This is a genomic window from Mycobacterium sp. TH-M25, assembly GCF_057473665.1.
In genome coordinates this window covers 1-3,413 of sequence record NZ_JBYCLA010000192.1, presented here as the reverse complement: position 1 = coordinate 3,413, position 3,413 = coordinate 1, and the positions used below count along the sequence as shown (strand labels likewise).

The window sequence follows — 3,413 nt, the reverse complement described above, 5'->3', positions numbered from 1 at the left end:
GCGCGATGTTGGACGAAGACCCGGGTGAGCGCCGGCTATTCCATCTCGTCCCGTAGTCGCGCCAGCGATTTCGCCAGCAACCGCGAGACGTGCATCTGCGAGATCCCGACCCGCTCGGCAATCTGCGTCTGCGTCATGGACTCGAAAAACCTGAGCACCAACACGGTTCGCTCGCGCTCGGGAAGCCCCTCCAGCAGCGGTCGCAGCGCCTCGCGGTTCTCGATGCGCTCGAGACCGGTGTCGACATCGCCGAGCGTGTCGACGATGGCCCGGACTTCCTCGTCGCCGCCGCTGCCGCCGCTGTCGATCGACAACGTGTTGTACGAGCTGCCGGCCACCAGGCCCTCGACCACTTCGGCTCGGTCCATCTCGAGTTCGTGCGCCAACTCGGAGGCGGTCGGCGCGCGGCCCAACCGCTGCGACAGCTCGGCGGTTGCCGCGCCGAGCTGCAGGTGCAGTTCTTTCAGCCGTCGCGGAACCTTGACCGACCAGCTGTTGTCGCGAAAGTGCCGACGGACTTCGCCCATGATCGTGGGCACCGCGAAGGAGACGAAATCAGAGCCAGCTTCGACGTCGAACCGGGCCACCGCGTTGACGAGCCCTACGCGGGCCACTTGAACCAGATCGTCGCGCGCTTCGCCGCGCCCCTCGAACCGGCGCGCGATGTGATCGGCCAGCGGCAGGCAGCGCTCCACGATTTTGTCGCGATGGCGCCCAAAGTCCGATGAGCTGGTGTCAAGCGTCGCCAGCTCACGGAACATGTCGGGAACGTCGGCGTATTCGTTGGAACGGGATGGAGACGAACCACCGACAGCTCGCGCTGTCACCTGGGAGAGTCCGCCCGTCGGGTGGTCAGCGCGATCCCGACGGTGCCGTTGCCGCTCTGGTAGGTCTGCACGTCGTCGGCCAGCGATGTCAGGACGTGCCAACTGAAGCTTCCCGGGGTCACCACGTCGCCGGTGGTGCATGTGGTCGTGGCCTCGATGCGCAATTCCCTGTCGTGCGGGTCGATCACCAACTCAAGGGTAGCGCCGGGCACGGCCGAGCGAATCAATCTCGTACACACTTCGTCAACGGCAAGTCGCAGGTCGGCGACCGCGTCGAAGTCGAGATCCTCGAAGGTGCCGACCGCTCCGACCAACGTTCGTAAGACGGCCAAGTTCTCCAGCGCCGCCGCCACCCGCAATTCGATGGCGCGATCACCGCGTTGCTGATCTTTCGCCGGCTTCGCAGCAGCGGTCATCGAGCCTCCCAGCATTGTTGGATCGACACTACCCTCGCGCTCGACCTGGTTAGCCATGATCGCCGCCGGGGCATTCCGCCCGCCATGAGTTCGACCGAGAAGGCGGGATTCCAGCGGACGCGCCGGATACGGCGTATCGCAGTCGTTTCCGTCATCACGTTGGTGGTCCTTGTGTTCGCCGCGGTGGGCATTCATCTCGTCGCGTTTGTCATTCTGTCACCCATGATCTGACGACCAGCGGACCCTCCGCCGACATGCGCGTCGCGCGTCGAAGCAATACCCACAACCAGCGACGATTCAAACCCGACGCCGCGGGTGCTCGCTCAACGGGCCAGCACCGGCCCGACGATCGGGGCGGCGCCCACCGTGCGCGTGACGAACATCAGGGTCATCAGCAGCCAGCCGACACCCTGCCAGGCCCACCAGGTTCCCCGGTCGTGCCGGACACGGTAGGTGCGGACGAACGCGTACAAACCGGCGACCAGCAAGATCACCGGGCCACCGAAAGCCAGAATGGTCAGCTGGGGCGCCCCGCATGCCGCGGTGTCGACGGACAACGCGCCTGTGCAGGTGCTATCCCACAGCGCGGCGACAACGAGGAAGCCCACGCCGGCCAACGCAGCCAGTACCGCGTACCGGACGGCATGATGTACGTCGTTGTCTGTACGCCCCCGCTTGGCTGAGGGGCCGCAGTCATCCGTATGTCCGAGCTTGTCTGGGTGCCCGAGGCGGTCATTCGTAGCGGAATGTTGCTGTGTCGTCATCCGAGATCCCTAAATCGTCTTCGCGCGCCTCTGCCTGCTCCACCCGGATATACCCAGCGATCGACCGGCGTCAAACCAGGTCAGCCGTGGTCCCGGTCACTCGGCGACGTGCCACGAGCGCTGTACCGAATCATGAAGATCGCCACGGCGATTCCGATGATCAGGAGGCCCAGCGCACCTAGCTGGAACAGCAGGCGGTCGAGCTCCTTGTCGGAGTGCACCTGCTCGGACGCCGCAGTCACGATCAGGATGCGCCGCACACAGGCGATCAACCCAATGAAAAGAAAAGGCTCTGCGGCGATTTCGTGATACAGCAGCACCGCGCGCAACGTCGCGGCGATCTCAGCGATGATCAGCACCATCAGGACCCGGTCCAGCACGAGGACACCACCCTGCAGCACGTCGAACTTATGGCTGACGGTTTGCATGATGGTCTCGGCGCCGCCGATCACCACCAGCGCCGCAGCTGCCACCAGCAGGAGGAAGGCGATGGCGTAGATGATCGTCTCGAAGGCGTTGACCAGTCCGCCGATCCGCTGGCTCAACGCGTGGGTCGTCGGTTCGGCCTCGGCATCCATGGCGCTTGATTCTATGGCGGGCGAATCATGGGCGGACTCCCGCTCGCGGGCGGCACCGCTCGAGTTACGACGACAGCTTCGCGGCGAGCACTCGTTGTTGAGCCCCGGGCGCGGATCCGTGCTTGGGCGGACCAAAGTCTGCGGGGCCCCAGAGAGCGTTACGGGCCTGCGCAGAGCAACGGCAAGTACCATCAGCCCTATGCGAACGCCAAGGCGCCGGCTCTCACCGGAAGACCGCCGCGCTGAACTGCTCGCTTTGGGCGCGGAGGTTTTCGGTCAGCGACCCTACGACGAGGTCCGCATCGACGAGATCGCCGAGCGTGCCGGTGTGTCGAGGGCGTTGATGTATCACTACTTCCCGGACAAGCGGGCATTCTTCGCCGCCGTCGTCAAGGGGCAGGCCGATCAGCTGTTCGAAACCACCAATACGCTGCCGACCCCTGGTCAGAACCTTTTCGAGGAGGTGCGTGACGGAGTACTGGCCTACATGCGCTACCACCAGGAGCACCCGCACGCGGCTTGGGCGGCATATGTCGGACTCGGCCGTTCCGACCCGGTATTGCTCGGCATCGACGACGAAGCCAAAGACCGGCAGATGGAACACATCATGAGCCGTATCGTCGAGGTCGACGGGTCCGGCAGCCCGTTCGAGCCTGACGTCGAGCGCGACCTGGAAATCGTCATTCACTCTTGGCTGGCGCTGACCTTCGAGGTGTGTCGGCAGCGCATCATCCATCCGGAGACCGACGCACTCCAACTCAGCCAATCCTGCGCGCACTCGCTGCTCGACGCGATCATCCGGGTGCAGACCATTCCCGAGACGTTGGC

Annotated in this window: 6 protein-coding genes; 2 read left to right on the top strand and 4 right to left on the bottom strand. The window is 64.8% G+C overall.

The genetic code is table 11. The annotated features are described in order from the left end of the window. Nucleotides 1–35: 35 nt before the first annotated feature. Together AC2VOU_RS06480 and AC2VOU_RS06475 are read right to left on the bottom strand one after the other, a co-directional pair. A complete protein-coding gene (locus AC2VOU_RS06480; protein WP_486956628.1) occupies nucleotides 36–827 on the bottom strand; it encodes an RNA polymerase sigma factor SigF in 792 nt (263 codons plus the stop codon). Continuing rightward, entirely contained in the window at nucleotides 824–1,243 is a 420-nt protein-coding gene (locus tag AC2VOU_RS06475; protein WP_486956627.1) for an ATP-binding protein, read from the bottom strand. Before AC2VOU_RS06475 ends, AC2VOU_RS06480 begins: the two co-directional genes overlap by 4 nt. A gap of 84 nt (nucleotides 1,244–1,327) precedes the next feature. On the opposite strand from AC2VOU_RS06475, the gene AC2VOU_RS06470 reads away from it, so the two are divergent. Then, nucleotides 1,328–1,474, top strand: a complete 147-nt coding sequence (locus AC2VOU_RS06470) for a hypothetical protein (protein WP_486956626.1) — start codon at nucleotides 1,328–1,330, stop codon at nucleotides 1,472–1,474. A 92-nt stretch (nucleotides 1,475–1,566) separates the two neighbouring features. Here the strand turns inward: AC2VOU_RS06470 and AC2VOU_RS06465 are convergent, their stop codons facing one another. Next, a complete protein-coding gene (locus tag AC2VOU_RS06465; RefSeq protein ID WP_486956625.1) occupies nucleotides 1,567–2,007 on the bottom strand; it encodes a hypothetical protein in 441 nt (146 codons plus the stop codon). Nucleotides 2,008–2,087: 80 nt separating this feature from the next. Then, the gene (locus tag AC2VOU_RS06460) at nucleotides 2,088–2,585 is read right to left on the bottom strand and encodes a phosphate-starvation-inducible PsiE family protein (protein ID WP_486956624.1); all 498 of its coding nucleotides are present in this window, start codon (nucleotides 2,583–2,585) and stop codon (nucleotides 2,088–2,090) included. A 199-nt stretch (nucleotides 2,586–2,784) separates the two neighbouring features. On the opposite strand from AC2VOU_RS06460, the gene AC2VOU_RS06455 reads away from it, so the two are divergent. Then, on the top strand, nucleotides 2,785–3,413 hold a 629-nt coding region (locus AC2VOU_RS06455; protein ID WP_486956623.1), incomplete at its 3' end, for a TetR/AcrR family transcriptional regulator.

What these genes read in the sequence shown, in the direction of transcription:
- AC2VOU_RS06475 (WP_486956627.1), bottom strand. Translation starts at nt 1,243, where the DNA reads ATGACCGCTGCTGCGAAGCCGGCGAAAGATCAGCAACGCGGTGATCGC.
- AC2VOU_RS06470 (WP_486956626.1), top strand. Translation starts at nt 1,328, where the DNA reads ATGAGTTCGACCGAGAAGGCGGGATTCCAGCGGACGCGCCGGATACGG.
- AC2VOU_RS06465 (WP_486956625.1), bottom strand. Translation starts at nt 2,007, where the DNA reads ATGACGACACAGCAACATTCCGCTACGAATGACCGCCTCGGGCACCCA.
- AC2VOU_RS06460 (WP_486956624.1), bottom strand. Translation starts at nt 2,585, where the DNA reads ATGGATGCCGAGGCCGAACCGACGACCCACGCGTTGAGCCAGCGGATC.